Origin of the sequence: Xanthomonas sp. NCPPB 4467 (assembly GCF_041475665.2) — a bacterium.
Taxonomy (GTDB): Bacteria; Pseudomonadota; Gammaproteobacteria; order Xanthomonadales; family Xanthomonadaceae; genus Xanthomonas; species Xanthomonas dyei.
Genome location: NZ_CM191260.1, coordinates 400,830 through 423,515, shown reverse-complemented (window position 1 = coordinate 423,515; position 22,686 = coordinate 400,830). Strand labels below are relative to the sequence as shown.

The 22,686-nt window shown below is 66.8% G+C and carries 19 protein-coding genes; 13 read left to right on the top strand and 6 right to left on the bottom strand.

All coding sequences use genetic code 11. From position 1 onward, the window contains the following. Positions 1–100: 100 nt before the first annotated feature. Positions 101–2,605, bottom strand: a complete 2,505-nt coding sequence (locus tag ACCQ06_RS01745; RefSeq protein WP_316689956.1) for a S9 family peptidase — start codon at positions 2,603–2,605, stop codon at positions 101–103. Positions 2,606–2,706: 101 nt separating this feature from the next. After that, a complete protein-coding gene (locus ACCQ06_RS01740) occupies positions 2,707–3,606 on the bottom strand; it encodes an alpha/beta fold hydrolase (protein ID WP_316689955.1) in 900 nt (299 codons plus the stop codon). A gap of 371 nt (positions 3,607–3,977) precedes the next feature. Here ACCQ06_RS01740 and ACCQ06_RS01735 point away from each other — a divergent pair, with 371 nt between their 5' ends. From ACCQ06_RS01735 to ACCQ06_RS01725, 3 genes are all read left to right on the top strand, one after another. Continuing rightward, entirely contained in the window at positions 3,978–4,871 is an 894-nt protein-coding gene (locus ACCQ06_RS01735; RefSeq protein WP_316692474.1) for a LysR family transcriptional regulator, read from the top strand. Positions 4,872–5,360: 489 nt separating this feature from the next. Beyond that, positions 5,361–5,528, top strand: a complete 168-nt coding sequence (locus tag ACCQ06_RS01730) for a hypothetical protein (RefSeq protein WP_228322798.1) — start codon at positions 5,361–5,363, stop codon at positions 5,526–5,528. A gap of 149 nt (positions 5,529–5,677) precedes the next feature. Then, a complete protein-coding gene (locus tag ACCQ06_RS01725; protein WP_311239146.1) occupies positions 5,678–6,487 on the top strand; it encodes an oxidoreductase in 810 nt (269 codons plus the stop codon). Positions 6,488–6,577: 90 nt separating this feature from the next. Here ACCQ06_RS01725 and ACCQ06_RS01720 read toward each other — a convergent pair whose 3' ends face one another. Both ACCQ06_RS01720 and ACCQ06_RS01715 read right to left on the bottom strand, forming a co-directional pair. Continuing rightward, positions 6,578–7,777 carry an MFS transporter gene (locus ACCQ06_RS01720; RefSeq protein ID WP_316689954.1) on the bottom strand — a complete coding sequence of 400 codons (1,200 nt, stop codon included), beginning with the start codon at positions 7,775–7,777 and terminating at the stop codon, positions 6,578–6,580. Between the two features lie 527 nt (positions 7,778–8,304). Continuing rightward, positions 8,305–9,198 (bottom strand): LysR family transcriptional regulator, encoded by an 894-nt coding sequence (locus ACCQ06_RS01715; RefSeq protein WP_316692473.1) that lies wholly within the window; start codon positions 9,196–9,198, stop codon positions 8,305–8,307. 571 nt (positions 9,199–9,769) lie between these two features. Between ACCQ06_RS01715 and ACCQ06_RS01710 the strand changes: the two genes are divergently transcribed. The 8 genes from ACCQ06_RS01710 (at position 9,770) to ACCQ06_RS01675 (ending at position 16,507) form a co-directional block, all read left to right on the top strand. Beyond that, a complete protein-coding gene (locus tag ACCQ06_RS01710; protein ID WP_316689953.1) occupies positions 9,770–11,041 on the top strand; it encodes an allantoate amidohydrolase in 1,272 nt (423 codons plus the stop codon). Then, positions 11,031–12,287: a pyridoxal-phosphate-dependent aminotransferase family protein gene (locus tag ACCQ06_RS01705; protein ID WP_316689952.1), complete on the top strand. Its 1,257-nt coding sequence runs from the start codon at positions 11,031–11,033 to the stop codon at positions 12,285–12,287. The genes ACCQ06_RS01710 and ACCQ06_RS01705 overlap by 11 nt, the downstream gene beginning before the upstream one ends. Then, entirely contained in the window at positions 12,284–13,174 is an 891-nt protein-coding gene (gene puuE / locus ACCQ06_RS01700) for an allantoinase PuuE (RefSeq protein ID WP_316689951.1), read from the top strand. The genes ACCQ06_RS01705 and puuE overlap by 4 nt, the downstream gene beginning before the upstream one ends. Continuing rightward, positions 13,171–13,566, top strand: coding sequence for an oxalurate catabolism protein HpxZ (hpxZ, locus tag ACCQ06_RS01695; protein WP_104615266.1), 396 nt, complete (start codon positions 13,171–13,173; stop codon positions 13,564–13,566). The genes puuE and hpxZ overlap by 4 nt, the downstream gene beginning before the upstream one ends. Next, on the top strand, positions 13,563–14,054 hold the full coding sequence (uraD, locus tag ACCQ06_RS01690) for a 2-oxo-4-hydroxy-4-carboxy-5-ureidoimidazoline decarboxylase (RefSeq protein ID WP_104615267.1): 492 nt from the start codon (positions 13,563–13,565) through the stop codon (positions 14,052–14,054). Before hpxZ ends, uraD begins: the two co-directional genes overlap by 4 nt. Further along, positions 14,051–15,472, top strand: a complete 1,422-nt coding sequence (gene hpyO / locus ACCQ06_RS01685) for an FAD-dependent urate hydroxylase HpyO (protein ID WP_316689950.1) — start codon at positions 14,051–14,053, stop codon at positions 15,470–15,472. Before uraD ends, hpyO begins: the two co-directional genes overlap by 4 nt. Further along, a complete protein-coding gene (gene uraH, locus ACCQ06_RS01680) occupies positions 15,469–15,801 on the top strand; it encodes a hydroxyisourate hydrolase (RefSeq protein WP_316689949.1) in 333 nt (110 codons plus the stop codon). Before hpyO ends, uraH begins: the two co-directional genes overlap by 4 nt. A 232-nt stretch (positions 15,802–16,033) precedes the next feature. Continuing rightward, positions 16,034–16,507, top strand: a complete 474-nt coding sequence (locus ACCQ06_RS01675) for a YehS family protein (RefSeq protein ID WP_104615270.1) — start codon at positions 16,034–16,036, stop codon at positions 16,505–16,507. 180 nt (positions 16,508–16,687) lie between these two features. On the opposite strand, the gene ACCQ06_RS01670 is transcribed toward ACCQ06_RS01675, so the two are convergent. Next, positions 16,688–16,972 (bottom strand): hypothetical protein, encoded by a 285-nt coding sequence (locus ACCQ06_RS01670; RefSeq protein WP_104615271.1) that lies wholly within the window; start codon positions 16,970–16,972, stop codon positions 16,688–16,690. A 231-nt stretch (positions 16,973–17,203) separates the two neighbouring features. On the opposite strand from ACCQ06_RS01670, the gene ACCQ06_RS01665 reads away from it, so the two are divergent. Further along, entirely contained in the window at positions 17,204–17,551 is a 348-nt protein-coding gene (locus ACCQ06_RS01665) for a hypothetical protein (RefSeq protein ID WP_104615272.1), read from the top strand. Positions 17,552–17,737: 186 nt separating this feature from the next. Here the strand turns inward: ACCQ06_RS01665 and ACCQ06_RS01660 are convergent, their stop codons facing one another. Beyond that, on the bottom strand, positions 17,738–19,855 hold the full coding sequence (locus ACCQ06_RS01660; RefSeq protein ID WP_316689948.1) for a methyl-accepting chemotaxis protein: 2,118 nt from the start codon (positions 19,853–19,855) through the stop codon (positions 17,738–17,740). A 309-nt stretch (positions 19,856–20,164) separates the two neighbouring features. Between ACCQ06_RS01660 and hrpB the strand changes: the two genes are divergently transcribed. Continuing rightward, positions 20,165–22,666, top strand: a complete 2,502-nt coding sequence (hrpB, locus tag ACCQ06_RS01655; RefSeq protein WP_316689947.1) for an ATP-dependent helicase HrpB — start codon at positions 20,165–20,167, stop codon at positions 22,664–22,666. Positions 22,667–22,686: the final 20 nt, after the last annotated feature.

Here is a 22,686-nt window from a genome sequence, read left to right as displayed (position 1 = left end):
GCACGGTTGGACAGATCGCCAAGCGTGCTAAAGCGCTGCGCAACAGCGAAAGCCACTTGCGTTGCGGCCTTCGTTACAACCAGCGCCAGGAGTACCTGATTTACCGCGCGGGCTTGTTGGCCGTCTCACGCGGCGGCGCGTTTTTCACGTAGCGGTCGAACCAGTCCAGCATCTCGGCGACCACATCCTCAGTGGATTCGCGTGCGGTATACCAGTGCGGTTCGAACGGCAGCAGCACCAGCCGTGCGGTGCCGCCGTTGCCGCGGATGGCCTGAAACAAGCGCGGTGCCTGGGTGGTTTCGGTGCCGGGATTGGCGTCGTCCATGCCGTGCACGATCAACAACGGCTCGTTGATCTTGTCGGCGTGGAAGAACGCCGACGCCTGCGCGTAGACCTCCGGTGCGGCCCAGAACGAACGGCGCTCGCTCTGGAAACCGAACGGCGTCAGCGTCTTGTTGTAACTGCCGCTGGTGGCGGCGCCGGCGCGGAACAGGTCGGTGTGGGCCAACAGGTTGGCGGTCATCAGCGCGCCGTGGCTATGCCCGGTGACGCCGATACGTTGGCGATCGACCACGCCCAGCTCCACTGCCTTGTCCACCGCGGCGGTGGCATCGTCCACCAGCTGCTGCAGGTAGGTGTCGTACGCGGTCTTGGGGTCGCCGACGATGGGGAAGGCGGCATCGTCGATGATCGCGTAACCGGCCAACAGCAGCACTTGGTAGTAGCTGAGGCGGGTGAAGTCGCGCTCGCTGGCGCCGCTGACCTGGCCGGCCTTGGAGGGGTCGGCATAGTCGAGCGGGTAGGCGTACAGGATCGCCGGTACGCGCGTGCCTTCCTTATATCCGGGCGGCGTGTACAGGGTGAACGACAGCTCCACGCCGTCCTTGCGCTTGTAGGTCACCAGGCGCTTGTTGATCTGCCGCACCAGCGGGGTCGGATCCGGGAAATGGGTGACCGGCGTGGCAGTGGAGGCAAGGATCGCCTCACCTGTTGCCGCCGTCGGCAATGGCTGACCCAACGTGCGCAGATACACGTTGGGCGGGTCGGTCGGCGACTGGTGCCAGGTCAGCAGGCGCGACACGTCGTCGCCGGCAAAGCCGAAGAACAGTTCGTCCACACTGGCGTCGCTGCGGAACAGTCGCTGGGTCGTGCCGCTGGCCAGCGCATAGCGATCCAGGAACGGCCGATCGCCCGCGGGGGAAGCGCCCTGCCCGCTCAGGAACAACGCACCCTGTTCTTCGCGCAGCACGGCCTGGCCGTTGGCCAGCAGACGCGTTTCCGGCACGCCGGGATCGGCATACAGGTCGTCGGTGGACAAGTCGAACAACACCCGCCCGGCAGTACCGGGGCGGTCGGCATCCAGCAGCGTGGTACGACGCCAATGACGGTTTTCGTCGTCCTCGTCCAACAGTGCCTGGCCGCCTTCGGCAAACCACGACAGGCCGGCATAGCGCTGCTGTACGCGCGTGAGTTCACGCGGCTTGGCGGTGAACGGTGCAGCCAGCGTCATCAGCTTGTCGCGCGCGGGCACGCTGGTTTTCCAGTCGCCCCCATCCAGCGCCTCGGCCCAGACCAGCGTGGCCGGTTGGTTGGCGCGCCAGGAATAGGCGCGTGGGCCGATCGCAACCCCTTGCACCGGCACCCGGTCGGCAACGGGCAGATCGGCCAGCCTGCGCTCGCTGCCGCTGGACAGATCCAGCACCGCCACCTCGTGGGCGAAGCGCGCATAAGTAGTGACGTAGGAATACGGCTGCTTCGCCCGCTCCACCAGCACGTGGCGGCCATCGGGCGCGCCATCCACGGTGGTGTAGACCGCAGGCGTGCCGAGCTTGCGCTGCTTGCCGGTGGCCGCATCCACCGTGAGCAGCTGGGAGGTGGCGTAGTAGCTAAACAAGGCCTCGTCTTCTGGACTGGAGAGTGTGTCGCGCGCCTCGTAGGTGCTGCTTTCGCCCTTGCCCTGGATGGTTTCCTTGACCTCCGGGCCCGGCGGCACCGCCGCCTTGCGCGGCGCGGCACCCAGCTCGTGCGGCACCGTCTTCAGCAGCAAGGTGTCGCTGCCGCCCAACCACTGGATTTCGCCACCCAGCACCGGGTTGAGTTGCACACCGTCGATCTTGCGCACGCTGCCGGTGGCCACCTCGCCCACCCAGAGCTCGACGCGATCGGTGGCCGTGTTGTTGAAGGCGAAGCGGCGCCCGTCCGGCGACCACACCGGCGCTGCCGGGCAGGCCCCTGCCGGCAGGGTCACCGCGGTCTGCTTGCCGGTGGCGACCTCGACCAGGCTGAAGCCTTCCAGGCAGGAACGAATGCCGTAGCCGCTGGACATGTCGTGACGGCTATGCGTGCGCGGCTCCACCCGCACGCCGGCCAGCTTCAGGTACGGCTCGGCCACGCGCGCGATCGGTGGATACTGCGTGCGCTGCACCAACAACAGGGTCTTGCCGGTGGGATCCAGACGCGGCGATGGATTGAGCGGCGCGCGCAACACGCTCAAGAGCGGCTCCGGCGGCTGCCGGTAACCGCCCTCAGGCGTACCGGCAAGGGCAGACGCCGGCAACAGGCTGGCAAGCACCAGCCACCCGCTCCATCGGTACGCGCTGAGCATCTCGGCAATCTCTGGGGGAGTGATCGCAGCAAATTAACATGCGCCTGCAGCCTCCACCCGCAGGCGGACGCAGCCCTGTCGCCGCGCCCGCAATCCCCGCGTTAACGCAGCAACGACGTCGACGCTGCAAGCGTCCGCTGCAGGAACTCACCGATGTACTGCGCGATCTCTGGCGCATGCGTTTCCAGCGCGAAGTGACCCGTGTCCAGCAGATGGATTTCGGCCTTCGGCAGGTCCTTGGCATACGCCTGCGCGCCCGCCGGAATAAATGCCGGATCGTGCTTGCCCCACACCGCCAGCAACGGCGGCTGATGTTTGCGGAAATACGCGTGGAATGCCGGATAGGCCGCCACATTGCTGCGGTAATCCAGGATCAGATCCAGCTGGATGTCTTCCGCACCTGGGCGCGCCATGTACGCGATGTCCAACGTGTAGCCATCGGGCGAGAGCCTGCTCGGGTCGGCACCGGTACCGTATTGCCAGTCGCGGATGGTCTGCGGCGACAGCGAGGCGCGGCACGCCTGGCGATTGGCGTCAGTCGGCTCGCGCCAATACGCTTGCCACGCACCCCACTGGTCGCTGAAGCCGTCCAGGTACGCATTGCCGTTCTGGCTGATGATGGCGCTCACCTTGTGCGGGTTTGCCGCAGCCAGGCGAAACCCGACCGGCGCGCCGTAATCGAACACATACAAAGCGTAACGGCGCAGTTCCAGTGCTTCGGTAAAGCCCTCGATCACCTTGTAAAGCTGTTCGAAGGTGTACTCGAACTGCCCGCGTGGCGGCGCCGTGGTATTGCCGAAGCCCGGCAGGTCCGGTGCAATCAAGCGGTACTGGCGTGCCAGCAACGGCATCAGATCGCGGAACATGTGGCTGGCGCTGGGGAAGCCATGCAGCAACAGCAACACAGGCGCATCCGCGCGCCCGGCTTCGCGATAGAACACCTCGACATCGCCGACGCGTTGGGTCTTGTAGGTCACGTTGATGCTTGGATCATGGGACATAGCGGCTCCTTTAGTGGTCTGCGTGTTGCCGGGACGTTCGCCCGCACGCAACCCACAAGCGCCCAGCGCGAATGCCGTTGCGATGCATGAGGCAAGCATCTGTCGGCGGCCGGGTTCATTGGCGTGATCGGCGTTGAGCGCGACGGGTGAATCGGACTGCGTCATGGCACATCGAAGATCGGATGAAGTGATCGACATGCTAGGCGTCGCGTCGCACCAGCAGAACCACCGCGCCCATCAATTGACCATTGCGGCGCTCGCAATGCTGCGGCGCTCCCTGCACACGCCCTGCCCCGCACCGTGCATCGGCGGCGCACTGCTACTCTGTGGCGATAACCAAGCGTGAGGCGCCGGTGGACCGCATCCAGGAAATGACGCTGTTTGCCGCACTTGCAGAGCAAGCGAGCTTTGCCGGCGTCGCGCGCCGCCTTGGCATTTCCACCGCCACGGTGACACGCACCATCGCACAGCTGGAAGAACGCCTCGGCGTACTGTTGGTGGTGCGCACCACCCGCACCATGCGGCTCACCGAGGCTGGACAGCAGTACGCCATCGACTGCCGACGGCTGCTGGCCGACCTGGAGGATGTCGAAAACACAGCAGCCGGGTTGCACGCACTCCCCAGCGGATCGCTGACGGTGACGGCTCCGCAGATGTTCGGCGCGTTGCATGTCATGCCGGTGTTGACGCGCTTTCTCAGTCGTTATCCAAAGGTCACCGCACGCGCCATTCTGGCCGACCGCGTGCTACCACTGCTGGACGAGGGCATCGACGTCGCGGTGCGCATCGGCGCACTCCCCGATTCATCGTTGACCGCGATCCCGGTGGGCAGCGTGCGTCGCATGGTCTGCGCGTCGCCGGGCTATCTGGCAGAACACGGCATTGCGCAGCACCCAGACGATCTATCGCAGCACCGCACCCTCTCGGTGGCATCTTCGGAGCGCGCACCCAAGTGGCCGTTTCGCATCGATGGGCGTGAGTCTGTGGTCGAGGTTGGCTCACGCCTCAGCGTAACTTCGTCCAAGGCCGCCATCGGTGCCGCAGTGCAGGGCTGGGGACTGACGCAAGTGCCGTCTTACCAGATCCGCGAACACCTCCAGAACGGCACACTCACGTGCATCCTCGAGATGTTCGAGATCGCACCGGAACCGGTACATGTGGTCTATGTGGAAGGCCGTCGGGGCTCATCCAAGGTGCGCACGTTTGTCGATGACTGCGTGGATGCCCTGCGGCAGGATCTGATTTCTGCAGCATCGCTGAGCTAGACGTTTCGCCGCCACTGTTTTCGGGTTGTTCCCTCATGCAGCGGCTAGCCAGTCAGACCATGTCGACGGGATTGCTGCATTGCGCCTGCTCGATGAGTGCACTGGAATCACGGCCCAACAGTGCTGGCTTAGCCGGCCGCGACTGCATTGCCGAGACAGCCGATGCCCGGCGATGTAGGCGTGGCATGCGCACGCAGGACGCGCATGCCAAGGCGTTAAACAGCGCCCGTCACCGATCACGTTGACGCAGCGGACTTCGCAAGTCCCCAGGCAGCCGTTCGGATTGTCGATGCAACGCCAGTCTGGCTAACGCGCTGCACGGGGTTCCACCGCGCCCACCCAATAACACCCTGCCCGGCCGATTGCCCGAGCACGCGCGGCGCCCATCCAGCCAGTCCTTGGCAGGACCCGATATCGAGCATCAGCAAACGCTTGCTTTTTTAGATTATGATAATCATCATAAATTCCATCTCAACCCGAAGACCTGTCATGACCACGCGTCCCACTGTTCTGATCACCGGCGCTTCCAGTGGCATTGGCGCCATCCCGCCGCTGCACGCGGCCGAACGCTGGGACGCACTGGACGGCGCCCGCCAGGGCCTGCTGTCGAACCTGCGCCAGGCGCATGCGGCCGAGCGGTATCACACCAGCACCTAAGCGCAATCCACAACACGGCTGCGCGGGCGAGGCGACACAGTCCTGCACGCCGCGCGTCAGCCGGCTGCACAGCCACACAGACGCGCATTACCGCACGCTCCACGTGTGGCAACGCGTTTCTTCTTCGCCGTGACCATCGAGAATATTCCATGACATCCAAGCATCCCGTGGCGCTGGTCACCGGCGCATCTTCAGGTATCGGCCTTGCCGCAGCCACGCAACTGGCCGCTGCCGGCTACACCGTCTATGGCACCAGCCGCCGCGGCGCCGATGCAGGGCAGCGCGGCTTTCCGTTGCTGGCGCTGGACGTCACCGACGATGCGTCGGTGCAGGCCGCCATCGCCACGCTACAGACGCGCGAAGGACGCATCGACCTGTTGGTCAACAACGCCGGCATCGGCATCACCGGAGCCGCCGAGGAAAGCTCGATCGAGCAGGTGCGTGCGCTGTTCGACACCAACGTGCATGGTGTGGTGCGGGTGACCAACGCGGTGCTGCCGATCATGCGTGCGCAACGCAGCGGACGCATCCTCAACGTGGGCTCGGGTCTGGGCTTGCTGCCGGCACCCTTCAGTGCGTACTACTCGGCCACCAAGCACGCGCTGGAAGGCTATTCCGAATCGCTCGATCATGAAGTGCGCGGCTTCGGTATTCGCGTGGCGGTCATCGAGCCGGGCGCCACCAAGACCGGTTTCGAGTCGGGCACCGCAACGGCGGACCGCCTGCTGCCAGCCTACGATGCGCTACGCGCCAGCTACCAGCGCGCCTACGACACGGCGATGGCAGTTGCCGACAGCGCCGACAGCGTGGCCGAGACCATCGTGCGGGCGGCCCGCGACCAGCACCCCAAGCTGCGCTATCCCTCGGGTAAATCGGCACGGCAAGGCGCATTCGCCCGGCGCTTTTTGCCACGCGCGTTGCTGGACAAGGTGCTGCACAAGCAATTCGGCATGGGCTGATTCCAGCCCTGGCTTACCCGCCGCGCTACGCGGCGCTTAAGGCAACGCGCATTGCGCGTTGCTGCGTCCGTGCCGGCGAGGGCGCTGGCATCACGGCTGTAGCCGCGCGCCGTTGCTTGCCACCAGCGACGACGCCAGCAACAACAGGCTTGCACCAATGAACGTGGCGCCGATCGACAAGTGATCCAGCAACACACCGCCCAGCGCGCCACCGAGCATGATGGACAGCTGGATCGCAGCCACCATCAGGCCGCCGCCGCTTTCCGGCGCATCCTTGATGCAGCGGCTCAGCCAGGTGGACCACGCCACCGGAATTGCCGCGTTGAGCGTGCCCCAGGCGATCATTGCCACCGCCACCGCCCACAGCACGTGGCCGCCCAGCAACATGCCAAGCGTGACGACGCCCAGTGCGGCCGGCAACACGCTGAGCAGGCCGAACAGCCGCTTGGCGACCAGCGCGGTGGCCGCATAGGTGCCAACGAAGCCGGCAAGGCCCAGGCCAAGCAACAGCAATGACAGCTGCGACACATCGACCTGCGCGACGGTTTCCAGGAACGGGCGGAAGTAGGTGAATGCAGAGAATGCGCCAGCAAAGCCAAGCATCACCGCGAGCATCGCGCGAGCGACGTAGCGGCGCTTCAACAAGCGAGCGATATCGCGCAGCGAACTGGCACCTTGCGCCGGCATCGACGGCAGGCTGCGCCATTGCCAGGCAATGGCGAGCACCACCAACGGCACCATGCCCCAGAACACACCACGCCAGCCGATGATGGCGCCGAGGTAACTGCCCAGCGGTGCGGCAAAGGCAGTCGCAACGGCATTGCCGATAAATACGATGCCCAATGCCTTGGGCACGGCATGCTCGGGCATGATGCGCATTACCGTGGCGGTGGACAGCGCCCAGAACCCACCGATGGTGATGCCGAGCAAGGCACGCGCGACCATCAACATGCCAAAGCTGTGCGCGCTGGCAATCAACAACAACGACAGCAACATCACCGCGCTCAGACCCAGCAATACATGGCGCCGGTTCAAACGCGACGACAGCGGCGCGATCAGCAGGCTGGCAATCACTGCAAACAGGCCGGAGATGGAGATCGCCTGCCCGGCCATGCCGGCGCTTGCGTGCAGGTCCGCAGCAATCGGCGTCAGCAGGCTCACCGGCATGAATTCCGATGCGATCAGCAGCGCAACGCACAGCGACATCGAGCCGACCGCGCTCCAGGTCTGGCGGGTCGCAACGACGGTATCGGGTTGGGCTGTGTCGGTGGTCAAGGTGTTGGCTGGCATGGGGAAGCCTTAGGTAGGAGACAAGACACAGGGCGCATCGCGAGGGCGCGATGCGCGTGTGCTGTTCGGGATGGAAGCGCCACGGGCGGCGATGGACCGCATCGGCCCGCGCCTGCTTCGGCCGCACGACAAACGTGATGCAGCGCATGATTGCGGCGCAGGCATGCGCGTGTCTGGAGGTTGCGCAGGTTACGTGGTCTGCCTGCGCCGAGTAAGACACCTGCGCAGCACGGGCTTATGAGGTGCACTCATGAGCGTGGCCGCAGGCTGATCGTGGCGCGGCGCGCGATGCGCTGCAGTTCGACGGCGCAATTATGCGGGTACAGATCGGAATACCGGATGCGCATGAGGGTGGCGCATCCGTGCAGACATCATCTTGTAGACGCTATCCGCCGGCGGGAGCTTTTTTGGGGTCTGCGCGCTGTTCGTAGCACGGGGTGCGACTCATCTCAGCAACGCCTCGCCGATCCAAGCAGGCCCAACCATTCGCACGACAACTGCGCACGTTCAACCACCACGCATACCCATCAGCCTTTGTAACGCAATGCATCCAGCACCAGATTGAAGGCTGGCGAAGAATGCCTGCGGCTGGGATAGAACGCATGCAGGCCCGGCCAGGTGGGCGACCAATCCTTCATGATCCAGCGCAGGCGTCCGGCCTTGATATGTGGGCGGGCAAGATCCTCCTGCACGAACGCGATGCCGAAACCATCGACGGCCGCGTCCACCGCTTCATAGGTGCCGTTGAAGGTCAGCTGGCCCTGCACGCGCACGATGACTTCGCGGCCGTCCTTCTCCAGCTCCCAGGCATAGATGCCACCGGCGGTTTTCATACGCAGGTTGATGCAGCGATGCGCGGTGAGGTCCTGCGGCGTTTTTGGCAGCGGCCGGCGCGCCAGGTACGACGGCGATGCAACAAGCGCCATGCGCATGTCCGGCGCGATGCGCGCGGCGATCATGTCCTTTTCGACCTGGTCGCCCAGACGTACGCCAAGATCGTAGCGATCGGCAACGATGTCGGTCAGTCCATTGTCGATCACCATTTCAACGTTGATGTCGGGATATTGCTGCAGCAGCTTGGACAGCTTGGGCCACAGGATCGCGCGCGCGGCATAGTCGGTGGCGGTGATGCGCACGTTGCCTGCAGGGGTATCGCGCATTTCGCTCAGCGCCGACAGCGCGTCTTCGATCTCCGTAAATCGCGGCGCCACCGTCTGAATCAGACGCTCGCCCGCCTCGGTGGGCGCCACGCTGCGGGTGGTGCGCGTCAGCAGGCGCAAGCCGAGGGTGGCTTCCAGCCCGCGGATGGTATGGCTCAACGCCGACTGCGAGACGCCCAGCGTGGCTGCGGCCCGGGTGAAGCTGCCTTCGCGGACGATGGCGATCAGCGCCAACAAATCCTTGAAATTGTCGCGCGCCATTGGTGAATCTCTTTCATGGAATGCGCCGACTGTAGCAGCCGTTTGGATTCGAGGCGTCGCAGTGATTGTCCTTCTCCCGCGGGGCTCCAAGGTACGGCGTGCGCGCCACTGGCGTGCGTGCATTGGTGCGCCCGCGCCGCAAGTGTGGGCCGGGGCGCGGAGCGGGGGTTGGGGAAGGAGGGCTTGGCGAAGCAGGCGGTGCCTCGCTTCTATAGACGCGTGGCGAGGCGTTTGTCTTTGCAGGGACTGACAGCTCTCTGCGGCGTCCCCTCATCCGCCCTTCGGGCCCCTTCTCCCGATGGGAGAGGGGACGCATGGCCACGGTGCCTGTCGCATTTTTTGCAACGCGTGACCCTAAAAAAACCGCTTTGGGGTGACGGGGGTGGTTCGTATAGTCGATCTCAATGCGCTGCCCGCTCGGTAAGCGCCTGTCGCCACGCCATCGTCCGGGCACGCCATCGCCCGGCGATGCCTCGCCCTTCCCTACCGCCTGCGGAGGCTCCATGCATCAGTCGCTATGGCATCGCGGTCCGTACAGCGCCTGTGGATCGGCTCACCCGCACCACGCCCTATGCTGAGCACCCAGCGCCTCTCACCGGACAGCGGCTCCGGCGCACGTGCGGTGGCGCGTTGCGATGCGCTGGGCGTCGCGCCCTACAGCGACACACCCCAGGGACTGTTCCGCGCCTGGCTCAGCCCGGCGCACCGCGCTGCCATCGCGCAGGTGAGCACGTGGATGCGCCAGGCCGGCATGCAGGTGCGCCTGGACGCGGCGGCAAACCTGATCGGCCGCTACGACGGCACGCAGGCCGACGCACCCGCGCTGCTGATCGGCAGCCATCTGGACAGCGTGCGCGATGCCGGCCGCTATGACGGCCCGCTCGGCATCCTGCTCGGCATCGAATGCGTCGCCGCACTGCACGCGCAAGCGCGGCGCCTGCCATTCGCCATCGAAGTGATCGCGTTCGGCGACGAAGAAGGCTCGCGCTTTCCGGCCTCGATGTTCTGCAGCCGTGCGGTGGCCGGCACGCTCGACCCGACCACGTTGGCGGTGACCGACGCCGCCGGCATCGACGTCGCCACCGCATTGGCAGACTGGGACATGGATATCGCGCACATCCAGCACGCCGCACGCACGCCGGGCAGCGTGCTGGCGTATCTGGAAACCCATATCGAACAAGGCCCGGTGCTCGAAGCCGACGGCCTGCCGGTGGGCATCGTCACCGCGATCGCCGCGCAACGCCGCTTCGCGCTGCGCTTCGACGGCCGCGCCGGGCATGCCGGCACCACCACGATGGCGCTGCGTCGCGATGCTTTGAGCGCTGCGGCCGAGGCGCTGCTGGCGATCGAGCGCATCGCGCGCGATGGCAGCAACGATCTGGTCGCCACCGTCGGCAAGCTGCAGCTCGCACCCGGCGCCGTCAACGTGGTGCCCGGCCGCGTGGACTGCACGCTGGACGTGCGCGCCGGCGACGACGCCACTCGCGATGCCGCGGTGCGCGCCATCGAACAGGCACTGGCGCGTATCGGCGCAGCGCGCGGCATCGCCATCGCCATCGACCCGCTGCAAACCCTCGCCGCCAGCCCATGCGCACCGACGCTGATGACCCGGCTCGACCACGCTGTCGCCGCGCAAGGCATCGCCCCGCGGCGTTTGGTCTCCGGTGCCGGCCACGACGCGATGACGATGGCCGCACTCTGCCCAACCGCGATGCTATTCGTGCGCTGCGCCGGCGGCATCAGCCATCATCCGGACGAACACGTCGACCCGGCCGATGCCGAGGTCGCCCTGGCGGTCATGCGCCACTTCATCGAACACCTGGGAGACCCCCTTGTCACCTGATCTGCGCCACCTGCATACCTTTGGCGAACTCGACCCACCACAACGCCTGTTGATGGGCCCCGGCCCGGTCAATGCGCATCCACGCGTGCTGCGTGCGATGGCGGCCGATCTGTTGGGCCAGTTCGACCCGGAAATGACCACCTACATGAACGAGGTGATGGCGCTGTACCGGCCATTGTTCGGCACCGAAAACCGCTGGACGTTTCTGGTCGACGGCACCGCGCGTGCCGGCATCGAAGCGGCGCTGGTATCGCTGGTGCAACCGGGCGACCGCGTGCTGGTAATCAACTTCGGCCGCTTCGGCTTGTTGCTTACCGAAATCCTGCAGCGCCTCGGAGCCGACGTGCACAGCGTGGATGCACCATGGGGCGAGGTGGTGCCGCTGGCCGCCATTGCCGAGGCGATCGAACGGGTGGCGCCCAAACTGGTGGCCACCGTGCACGGCGACACCTCCACCACCATGGCGCAGCCGCTCGATGGCCTGGGCGCACTGTGCCGCGCGGCCGGCGCGCTGAGTTACGTGGATGCAACCGCCACCATCGGCGGCATGGAGATCGCCAGCGACCGCTGGGGCGTGGACGTGGTCACCGGCGGCCTGCAGAAATGCCTGGGCGGGCCGTCCGGCTCGGCACCGATCACCGTGTCCGAGCGCGCGGCCGAAGCGATCTTTGCGCGCCGGCATGTCGAACGCGGCATCGTGCGCAACGACATCGTCAACGGCACCGGGCCACGCATCGCATCGAATTATTTCGATCTGGCGATGATCATGGATTACTGGTCGGACAAGCGCCTCAACCACCACACCGAAGCCACCACCATGTTGTACGGCGCACGCGAATGCGCACGCGTCGCGCTGCAGGAAGGCCTGCCCGCGCGGTTCGCGCGCCACACCGCCGCCGGCCGTGCGGTGAGCGCCGGCATCACCGCGATGGGTCTGGAGGTGTTCGGCGACGCGGCGCATCGCATGACCAACGTGACCGGTGTGGTGATCCCGGCGGGTATCGACAACGACGGGGTGCGGCGGCGTATGCGCGAGGATTTCGAGATCGAGATCGGCACCGCCTTCGGCCCGCTGCAAGGCAAGATCTGGCGCATCGGCGCGATGGGCTACAACGCGATGAAGCACAAGGTGCTGCTCACCCTGGCCGCGCTGGAGGCGGTGCTGCGTGCCGAAGGCTACGCCTGCACGCCCGGCCTGGCAGTGGAAGCCGCCTTGGCGGCCTGGCATGCGGAGCCCGCTGCATGAGCGCGGCGCGCGACCTGGTCGGCTACGGCGCCACCCCGCCAGCTGCGCAGTGGCCGGGTGGCGCGCGCATCGCCGTGCAGTTCGTCATCAATTACGAAGAAGGCGCAGAAAACTGCGTGCTCAACGGCGATGCGGCATCCGAAGCATTTCTGTCGGAAATGGTCGGCGCACACGCCCAAACCGGCGCACGCGCCATGGCCATGGAAAGCCTGTACGAATACGGCAGCCGCGCCGGGTTCTGGCGGCTGTATCGGCTGTTCACTGCGCGCGCGGTGCCGGTGACCGTGTTCGGCGTGGCGAACGCACTGGCCGCCAATCCAGACGCAGTGGCCGCGATGCAGGCCGCCGACTGGGAAATCGCCAGCCACGGGCTGCGCTGGATCGACTACCAACACATCGACGAAGCCACCGAGCGCGCGCATATCGCGCAGGCGATCGCGGTGCACACCCGCGTCACCGGCAGCCGTCCGCTGGGTTGGTACCAGGGCCGCACCAGCCCCAACACCGCGCGCCTGGTTGTCGAAGAAGGCGGCTTTGTCTACGACGCCGACAGCTATGCCGACGATGTGCCGTATTACGACACCCGCCACGGCCGCGCGCAGTTGATCGTGCCGTACACGCTGGATGCCAATGACATGAAGTTCGTCGCCTACAACGGGTTTGCCGATGGCGAACCGTTCTTTCGCTATCTGCGCGACAGCTTCGAGCAGTTGCGCAGCGAAGGCGGGCGCATGCTCTCGATCGGTCTGCACGGGCGCGTCGTCGGCAAGCCCGCACGCGCGGCCGCACTGGCGCGCTTTGTCGATCACGTGCTGGCCAGCGGCGATGCCTGGGTGGCGCGGCGCATCGATATCGCGCACCACTGGCTGCAGGTGCATCCGGCATGAGCATTGTCACTGCCGACATCGATCTGCCCGAGGTGATCGCGCAGGTGACCGCCGCCTTCCACGCTTACGAAAGCGCATTGATGCGCGATGACATCGCCGCGATGGATGCGCTGTTTCATGCAGCGCCCAGCACCGTGCGGTATGGCGTGGGCGAGGTGCTGTACGGCATCGACGCGATCCGCGCGTTTCGCAGCGGCCGCGGCGGCTCGCCGCAACGCCAGCTCATGCACGTGGAAGTGCACAGCTATGGCCAGGACTGCGCGACCACGCATGCCGAATTCGTCCGCGAGGGCAGCAGCGCGCGCGGTCGCCAGAGTCAGAGCTGGGTGCGCTTTGCCGATGGCTGGAAAGTGGTGGCCGCGCACGTGTCGCTGCAAGGGACTCACGCATGAACGCGCTCGACGACCGTATGCTGGACGATGCCGCCTTCGTCGCGCGGTATCGCGAGGTGTTCGAACATTCGCCGTGGGTGGTGGAGCGCGCCGCGCGCCGTCGCCCGTTCGAGGATGTGTATCGCGGCTTGATGCAGGTGGTGTTCGATGCATCGCCGCAAGATCAGGTCGCGTTGATTCGCGCGCATCCGGAGCTGGCCGGCAAGGCGGCCATCGACCGCACGCTCACCGCCGCCTCGGCGGCCGAGCAGGCCTCGGCCGGTCTTGATCGGTTGAGCGAGGACGAATTCACCCGCTTCCATGCGCTTAATCAGGCCTATCGCCAGCGCTTCGGTTTCCCGTTCGTGATCTGCGTGCGGCTGCACGACAAGGCCGGCATTCTGGCCGCGCTGGAGCAGCGCCTGGATGCCTCGCGCGACGCCGAGATCGCCACCGCCCTCGCCGAGATCGGCAAGATCGTCCACTTGCGCCTGGAGGTACTGCCATGAGCCTGGCCCAACTCGAACGCGAGCTCGCCCGCGACCTACAACGTCTGGCCCACGGCGGCGATGCCTGGGTGCAACCGCGCGTGCATCCGGCCGGGCATGTCTACGACGTGGTGATTGTGGGCGCCGGCCAGAGCGGTCTGGGCGCGGCGTTCGCACTGCAACGCGAGCGCGTGCACAACGTGCTGGTCATCGACGAAAACCCCGCCGGCCAGGAAGGCCCCTGGGTGACCTATGCACGTATGCAAACCTTGCGCACACCCAAGCAGATCACCTCGATCGACCTCGGCGTGCCGTCGCTGACCTTCCGCGCCTGGTGGGAGGCGCAACACGGCAGCGCCGCCTGGGACACGCTGGACAAGATTCCGCGCGCCCGCTGGATGGACTACCTGCGCTGGTACCGCGCGGCGCTGCGGCTGCCGGTGCGCAACGCCACGCAACTGGCGCGCGTCGAACCGGAGGTCGCGCCCGGCATCCACCGGCTGCATCTGACAATGGGCGCGCCGCTGCTGACGCGCAAGCTGATCCTGGCCACCGGCATCCAGGGCGGCGGCCAGTGGGTGGTGCCGGACTGGATCGGCCGTGCCCTGCCCAGCCACCGCTACGCACACACCTCCAGCCACATCGACTTCGCCGCGCTTGCCGGCAAGCGCGTGGGCATTCTCGGCGGCGGCGCATCGGCATTCGACAACGCCTGTTTTGCGCTGGACCAAGGCGTCGCCACGGCCGAAGTGTTCGTGCGCCGCAGTGAATTGCCGCGCATCAACCCGTTCCGCCACATGGAGCAGGCCGGCATCATTCCGCGGTTTCTGACCCTGCCCGATGCGGACAAGTACCGGATGATGGCCAGCTTCTTCGCACACAACCAACCGCCCACAAACGACACCTTCCGGCGCGCCTGCGCGCACCCTGGCTTTGCGCTGCACCTGGGCGCGCCGTGGCTGGAGGTGGCCGAGCGCGATGGCGCGGTGGTGGTGCGTACCCCGCACGGCGAACACCGCTTCGATTTCCTGGCCGTGGCCACTGGCCTGGTCACCGACCCGCAGCTGCGCCCGGAGCTGGCCGCGCTATCCGGCCGCATTGCCTGTTGGGCAGACCGCTATCAAGCACCGCCGGGCCAGGCCAACCCGGTGCTCGATGCACACCCGTACCTGGGGCCGGGCTTCGAACTGCTGCCACGCACGCCGGACGACGCCGCACTACTGCACGGGTTGTTCGCCTTCAACTATTCGGCGCTGATCAACCACGGCCCCTCGGCCGCAGCGCTGTCCGGGCTCAAGGTCGCCTTGCCGCGGCTGGCCCGCGCGGTGGCAGACCAGCTGTTCCTGGACGACCGCCAGGCCATCGTCGACAGCTATCTGGCCTACGACCAACCCGAATTCCTCGGCCAGTGGCCGCAACCGACCCAGGCAGTGGCATGAGCAGCCTGTCCACCCATGTGCTCGACACCGCCAATGGCCGGCCTGCCGCTGGCGTCCCGCTGCGCCTGTTCGCCGGCGACACACTGCAGCTGGAAGCGGTCACCGACCAGGACGGGCGTTGCCCGGCGCTGGCCGCCCTGACCCTGCCCCCCGGCCGCTACCGGCTGGAATTCGACGTGGCCGGCTACTGGCGCGCCACCGGCACGGCACTGGCCGCCCCCCCGTTCCTTGAACAGGTGCCCATCGCCTTCGGCATTGCCGACGACGGCCATTACCATGTGCCGCTGCTGCTGTCGCCGTACGGGTATTCCACTTATCGCGGCAGCTGAGGAGCGCTCAGACCAACTGCGCTCCCCCGCCAGGCGGCGCGATCGGTCCGTGGGCCGGCGATACCGCTCGACCTGCAACTGCCGCGCACCGACCGCTTGCATACAACGACTGCTCGCAAGGCCTTGTCAGCCGCTTCCGAGCAGCCTCGGAGCGGCGCGACACACGCCGCGTTCCGTCCCGGCCCCGTAGAATGACGCCTTTCCGGCGACAGGCCGGGGCTCCGGAATTGTCATGATCCACAACGATGTACTGCGCAGCATCCGCTACATGCTCGACCTCAGCGACGACAAGGTGGTGGAAATCACTCACCTGGCCGACCCCGAGTTCGCGCTCGACAAGCCGCAGGTACAGGCCTGGCTGAAGAAGGAAGACGAGCCCGGTTTCGAGCCCTGCACCGATGCGATGCTGGCGCGCTTTCTCGATGGCCTGGTGCTGCGCTTCCGCGGCCGCGACGAAAGCCAGCCGGTCCGCCCGCTGGAAACTCGCGTCGGCAACAACCTGGTGCTGAAAAAACTGCGTGTGGCCTTCGAACTGAAGGATGTGGACATGCACGCCATCTTCGCCGGCGCCGGCTTCCCGTTGTCCAAGCCGGAGTTGTCGGCCCTGTTCCGCCAGCCCGGCCACAAGAACTTCCGCCCGTGCGGCGACCAACTGTTGCGCGCCTTCCTCAAAGGCCTCACCGCCCGGGTACGCGAAGCGGGGTGATCTTCAGCGCACGGGCTTGGCCGCTGGCGCTTGTCCAGCGGATGCTCGTTGTCGGCACAAGAGTACTGTCGAGAACGGCATGCACGACCTGCCTCACCACTACGGTGCGGATGACCATGCGCCATCCGTCCCGTAGTGGTCAGATCACGCGTGAGCGCGCCGAAAACGCAGCAGGTGCGATCAGCTGAAACGTCTGTGGCGGATCTGCTCGCGTTCTTGTTCGGTCAAATCATCCATGTGGATGTAGTGGACGCCTTGTCCGCGCGGGGCACTGAGAAGCTGCGACTCGACGTCCTCCTGGCCGCCGTCGGGCGAGGAGATCAGACCCACGATGTTGCCGTGCGGGGCAACCCGCCATAGCGCCACACGTTGGAAGACGCGCACCTCGTTGGTATCGGTCACTTGGGGATAGGTGGCGTACCAACCATCGGCAGGCAGGTAGCGATAAGAACCGTAGTCGTTCATAGCGTCTCTGGATTGGCGGAGTGGCCTGCTGATTGTGGAGAGACGCTGACCGAAGTGGGATGCGGGGATTTCTGATTTAGCGCTGCGATTACGCATCTCGCACCCGACGCTTCGCTGCGGCGTGGAGCGTTTCGTGCGCTGTATGCGATAAGCCAGAACGCAGCGGGCTGCCGACAGTCGCGCACAGGTCTCTGTCGCACTCCATGCAGCAGAAACGTCTCCTTGCCGCGCATGACCGAGCCTGCCTTCCCCATCGCCCCGCTGCGGCCGCAGATCCGCGATAGCCTTGCCGCCCATCCGCGTCTCACGCCGGTGATCGCCGCACGCAGCCAGCGCCTGCTCACGCCGCCGGATGCATTGCCGGTGGACACCACGCGCTTCAACCAGGCCTGGGCACCGGATGGTGGCGAAGTGCAGCAGACCTGGGCCTTCCGCTCCGGCGTGGCGCGCGCAGCGTTATCCATGACCGGGGCCTTACGCCAGCCCTGCAACCAGCGCGAGCGCGATCAACGCCTGGAAAAATGCTTCGGCAGGCAGTACCCGGGCGATGTGGAGCCGCCCGCATCGCCAGGCCGCTGAAACAGGCGACGCAGCTGCGGCGATCCATCGCCACTACCGCGCCATGATGCAACCCACACCACCCAGCAAGCCGTGATCAGGCGGCAATGCGCGGCGCGCAGAAACCGGCGTGCAGACGTCGCCCTTCTTGCCGGCACCGCAACCCCACCGCGCACCTGTCGGCGACGCAGCGGCTGTGCGCCGCCCTCATGCAGCCGCCACCAACCGCGGCTTGCGTGCATCCAGGCGGAATACCGACACCGCTTCGCTCAGCTCCACTGCCTGTTCTTCCATCGCACGTGCAGCGGCCGAGGCTTCTTCCACCAGCGCGGCATTGCGCTGGGTGGTTTCGTCCATGTCGTTGACGGTGCGCGCCACCTGTTCGATGCCCGACGATTGCTCGCGCGAGGCAGCGGAAATCTCGGCGATCAGCGTGGTGACCTGCTGCACCGATTGCACGATGTCCTGCATCGTGCGTCCGGCCTGATCCACGCGTGCGCTCCCGCGCGCCACGCTCTCCACCGATGCATCGATCAACTGCTTGACCTCCTTGGCGGCCCCGGCCGAGCGCTGCGCCAGCGCGCGCACTTCCGAAGCAACTACGGCAAAGCCGCGGCCCTGTTCGCCGGCGCGCGCCGCTTCCACCGCCGCGTTCAACGCCAGGATATTGGTCTGGAACGCGATGCCGTCGATGACGCTGATGATCTCGGCGATCTTCCTGGACGACACTTCGATCTCGCCCATGGTATCGACCACGCTGGCGACCATCTCGCCGCCACGGCCGGCGATCTCGGCAGCGGCCTGCGCACCCCGGCTGGCCTGCTGCGCGGTGTCGGAGTTCTGGCGCACGGTCGAGGTGAGCTCTTCCATCGAGGCGGCGGTTTCTTCCAGATTCGCGGCCTGTTGTTCGGTGCGTTGCGCCAGATCGCTGTTGCCGGCGGCGATTTCTGCCGAGGCGGTGCGGATGGTCTGCGCGGCCAGCGTGATATCGCCAACGATATCGGTGAGGCGTTGCACGGTGGCGTTGGCATCGTCGCGCATCCGCGCGAACACGCCCTGCTGGTTGCCGCGCATGCGCGCGGTCAGATCGCCATCGGCAATGGCCTTGAGCAGCTGCGACAACTCGCCCAGATTCTGGTCCACGTTCTGCATCAGGCCATTGAGGCCCTCGACCATGCCGCGGAATTCGAACTTGTAGGCAGCGGCATTGCCGCGGGTGGCAAAATCGCCGGCCGCAGCGGCGTCCACCAGGCCACGAATTTCGCCATTGATGGCAGCCAGGTTGCGCTTGGTGGTGTCCATCGCATCGGTGATCTGCGCCTTTTCGCCGGGCAGGCGCGGCATGTCCACCGACATGTCGCCCACCGCGTAATGCTGCATCACCTGCAGCATGGTGCCGATCAGGCCCACTTGCGCGCCGATCAACCCGTTGGTGTCATCGACCATGCGGCCGTAAGCGCCGGGAAACGCCTGCGCGTCCATGCGGTAGCTCATCTGCCCGGCGTCGTGGCGCTGCGCCATGTCCGCCTGCGCACTGGAGACATCGGTGAGCGTGTTGACCACCTGCCCCATTGCCTGGCCGAGCAGGCCGATTTCATCGCGGTTGCTGACCGCAGCGTGCGCGGATAGATCGCCGACCGCCACCAGGCGTGCCGCACGCGCGACGTTTTCGATGGGCCGCACGATCGAGCGCCGGATCCACCACCCCAACACCGCCACAAGACAGAGTGCGGCGGCAATGGTGGCCAGTGCCGAATACACCAGCATGCGCTGCGCCGATTGCGAACTTGCCAGCACGGCCGCATCGGCCAACGCCTTACTGCGCGCGACCAACGCCTCCAGCGTCTGGCTGGGCGCGCGGTCCTTGCCCTTGACCAGCTGATCGCCCACCTGGGTGTCGTAACCGGACTCGGCAAACTTGCCCAACGCCGCTTCGTAGCTGGCCTGCAGTTCCAGGTGCGCCTTGGCAAAGTCCTGCGCCAGCGCACGCGCCTGCGGATCGGCCAGCGCGCCTGCCAGTGAGGCGACCGTGCCCTGCACGCTCTTGCCCTTGTCGCGGAAGGCAGTCAGATGTTTTTCGAGCTGTGCGGGGTCGCGGCCACGGATCAGCACGTTCTTCCATTCCTGCACCTGCAGGCGGAAATCGCGGGTGAGTGCTTCGCTGGCCGAAGCCTGCGCCACTTCCACCGGCACCTTGCCGGACAGGCTCAGCCAGGCAGAGCCCAGGCCGCCGAGTGCGCATAACAGGATGATCGACAGGCCAAGCGCAAGGGCGCCCAACAGCTTGCTTTGCAGACTGACAAAACGCGGGGAGGGGGTGGACATGGTCGATCCAGTGACGGGTTCAACCGGGTTATCGACGCCGGCCATGCACTCTGAAGCAGAAAAGCCCCCTGCATTTGCACGCGTCCGGCCCACCGCGCAGCAGACCGAGCGGACGCTGCCGGAGCGGCTAAATGGCGCACATCTTTGTGCACGCAAGGCTCTTGGTCCGCCGCACGTTGCCGGGCAGCGAGCGCTGGCGGCAAGCCCAAACAGTTGCGTTGCCGACAGGTCCTACGCCACTCCCTGACAGGCTTCACCTGCCTCCCCGACCATCGCACCGGCGCGAGCAGGCCCGTATCCTTGCCGCGCATGACCGAACCTGCCTTCCCCATCGCCCCGCTGCTGCCGCAAATCCGCGATAGCCTTGCCGCCCATCCGCGGTTGGTGCTCGAAGCCCCGCCCGGTGCCGGCAAGACCACCCAGGTGCCGTTGGCGTTACTGGATGCGCCATGGCTGGCCGGCCGCCGCATCGTGATGCTGGAGCCGCGCCGGGTGGCCGCACGTAGCGCTGCGCTGTTCATGGCACGCCAGGTGGGCGAGCCGGTCGGCGAAACGGTGGGTTACCGCATCCGCTTCGAAAACAAGACTTCCGCGCGTACCCGGATCGAAGTGGTCACCGAAGGCATCCTGACCCGGATGATCCAGGACGACCCGATGCTGGAACGCGTGGGCGCGCTGCTGTTCGACGAATTCCACGAACGCCATCTGGCCGGCGACCTCGGCCTGGCATTGGCGCTGGACGTGCAGGCACAGGTACGCGAGGACCTGCGCATCGTGGCGATGTCGGCCACGTTGGATGGCGAGCGGCTGGCCGGCTTTCTGGATGCGCCGCGCCTGAGCAGCGCCGGGCGCAGTTTTCCGGTGGAGATCGCACATTTCCCCGCGCGCCGCGACGAAGCGCTGGAACCACAGACGCGGCGCGCCGTGGAGCATGCCCTGCTCACCCATCCCGGCGATGTGCTGGTGTTTTTGCCCGGCCAACGCGAGATCGCGCGCGTGCAAGGCGCCTTGCAGGACGCACTGGACCCGGCCATCCAGGTATTGCCGCTGCACGGCGAGTTGTCGGTGGAGGCGCAAAGCCAGGTGCTGCAGCCGGATGCGCAGGGCCGCCGCCGCGTGGTGCTGGCCACCAACGTGGCCGAGTCGTCGGTGACCTTGCCCGGCGTGCGCGCGGTGATCGACAGCGGCCAGGCGCGCGAGCCGCACTACGACCCCAACAGCGGCTTTTCGCGGCTGGATGTAGCCACCATTTCGCAGGCATCGGCCGACCAGCGCGCCGGCCGTGCCGGACGCGTGGCCAGCGGCTGGGCTTACCGGCTGTGGCCGCAATCGCAGCGCCTGGAACCGCAACGGCGCGCCGAGATCACCCAGGTGGAACTGGCCGGCCTGGCCCTGGAACTGGCCGCCTGGGGCAGCGATGCGCTGCGCTTTGTCGATGCCCCGCCCACCGGCGCGCTGGCGGCCGCGCGCGAATTGCTGCAACGGCTGGGCGCGCTCAGCGACAGCGGCGGCATCACCGCGCTGGGCCGCCGCATGCTGGCGCTGGGCACGCATCCGCGTCTGGCCGCGATGCTGGCGCAGGCCGGCGCTGCATCGCGCCTGGCACTGGCCTGCGACCTGGCCGCGTTGCTGGAAGCGCGCGACCCGCTGCGGCAGGGCGGCGATGGATTGGCCGCACGCTGGCGCGCATTGGCGGCATTTCGCCAGGGCCGTAGCGCGCCCGATGCCAACCGCGGTGGCCTGGCCGCGATCGACAGCGCCGCCAAACAATGGCGCCGCCGACTGCGCTGCGACACCGCCCCACCCACCAGCGTGGAGGCGCACGCGCTGGGCGACCTGCTCGCGCATGCCTTCCCCGACCGCATCGCCGCACGCCACCCCACCGACCCGTTGCGCTATCTGCTCGCCAACGGCCGCAGCGCGCGTTTGTTTGACCACAGCGACCTGCGCGGCGAACCGTGGCTGGTCGCCAGCGAACTACGCTACGAGGCCAGGGACGCCCTGCTGCTGCGCGCCGCTCCGGTCGACGAGGCGTATCTGCGCCGCAGCCTGCCCGAGCGCTTCGTGCAGCAGGACGTGGTGCAGTGGGACGCCGACAAACGCGCCTTGGTCGCGCGCCGGCAATCCAGCTTCGACCGCATCGTGCTCGATAGCCGCCCCGCCGGCCGCGTCGATCCCGCGCAGGCGGCCGGCGCCCTGACCGAGGCGGTGCGCCAGCTCGGCCTGGATGCCCTGCCCTGGACCGAGACCCTGCAGCAATGGCGCGCGCGTGTGTTGTCGCTGCGGGTGTGGATGCCCGAGCTGGAGCTGCCCGATCTCTCCGATGCCGCACTGCTCGCCTCGTTGGACCGTTGGCTGCGTCCGGCCTTGGCCGGCAAGACCCGGCTCGACGCGCTGGATGAGTCCAGCCTGGGCGAAGCGCTCAAGGCCGCACTGCCGTGGGAACGCCGCCAGGCCATCGACCGCCACGCTCCCACCCGCATCAGCGTGCCGTCGGGCATGGAACGCCAGATCAGCTACGCAGTCGACCACACCCAGCAACCGCTGCCGCCGGTGCTGGCGGTCAAGCTGCAGGAACTGTTCGGCCTGGCCGAAACCCCGCGCATTGCCGATGGCCGCATCCCGCTGACCCTGCACCTGCTCTCGCCCGGCGGACGCCCACTGCAGGTCACCCAGGATCTGAAAAGCTTCTGGGCCACCACCTATCCGGACGTCAAAAAAGAAATGAAGGGGCGGTATCCCAGGCATCCATGGCCAGACGACCCCTGGACAGCCGCCGCAACCCATCGCGCAAAACCCCGCGGCACCTGATCCGCCTTGCTGTAGCCCCT